Origin of the sequence: Arsenophonus nasoniae DSM 15247 (genome assembly GCF_000429565.1) — a bacterium.
In the GTDB taxonomy this organism is placed as follows: Bacteria; Pseudomonadota; Gammaproteobacteria; order Enterobacterales; family Enterobacteriaceae; genus Arsenophonus; species Arsenophonus nasoniae.
The window spans coordinates 1-1064 of sequence record NZ_AUCC01000296.1; the positions used below are offsets into that span (position 1 = coordinate 1).

General features: G+C 42.7%; 1 protein-coding gene. It reads right to left on the reverse strand.

Annotation, left to right across the window (positions count from 1 at the left end; genetic code table 11):
- The coding region (locus G468_RS0118590) for a phage tail tape measure C-terminal domain-containing protein (protein ID WP_026824222.1) at positions 1-1064 on the reverse strand (1064 nt) is incomplete at both ends.

Consider the following 1064-nt stretch of genomic DNA (forward strand, 5'->3'; position numbering starts at 1 on the left):
GTAGGCACTTAAGCCCGAAGATTGATAAACTCCGCCAAGGGCATTGACTTTTATACCAAGAAAATTACCCAGCCCAGTGCCACCTAAGCTTGATTCCAGGGCTTTAAACACCATCATTTTAACAATCATGCGGGTAATATCATTAACGACAGACTGAGCAAAATCAGAAAAGTTAAATTTGCCTGTCGTCACAAAGTCAGCCAGTGTGTTTGACATGCCGTCGAAAGCGTTTTTAGTAATGTTTCGCATATTATCAAACACGTTTTCTGTTTCCGCACCAAAATCCTGCCAGCCTTTGGCTACACCTTTCCTCCCATCTTGCGCCACCTTCGCCTTACTTAATGCAGCAGCTCTCACTATCTCAATTTGTTTTTGTTCTTCTTGCGTTAAAAACTGCGTCTGTTCTGCATAAAGTTGGGAAGTCTTATCAGATAATTCTTTTTCTAAATGATATCTGCGTTTATCAAAATCCTCATGAATTTGCTCTTCTTTTTGTCTCAATTCATAAGCAGATTCAGACATGGTACTTTTTAAAATTTCATTCTGGGCATCCCGTCGTAACTTTGCGGTTGTACTCGCTATTTCAAAGTTCTGGCCATCAAATTGTTTTCTTAGTTCCTTCAGTTTTAATTCACGCTCCAATCCGGCGTTGATTTGCAACTGCGTCCGAATTTCATCCGCATGAACTAACACGCTCTTCTGCGATGCATTGAGCGTTTGCCCTTTTAATCGAGTGAGTTCTTGCTCAAAGACTGCCAACTTACGCTCTGAATCGAGGAGCTTTTCATTTTCCATTAATTGCGCTTGTAAAGTCGCCGTTTGTTGTTGCAGTTGCTCAATTCGCTGACGCCCTGCATCAAGGGTTTCACCGGACGTTTTTTGCGGGGATGCGTACAGTTTGTCGAGGCCTTTCAGCGCCTGCGCATATTCACTTAACGTTAGGTTACCGGCTTTATAATATTGATTTATTTCCTGCTGTACCCTCGCCCTTTCTTTTAGCGGGTCTTTACCCGCATTAATCGCCGCATTAATTTGTGCAGCGGTTTCGATGGTATGAATGGCGA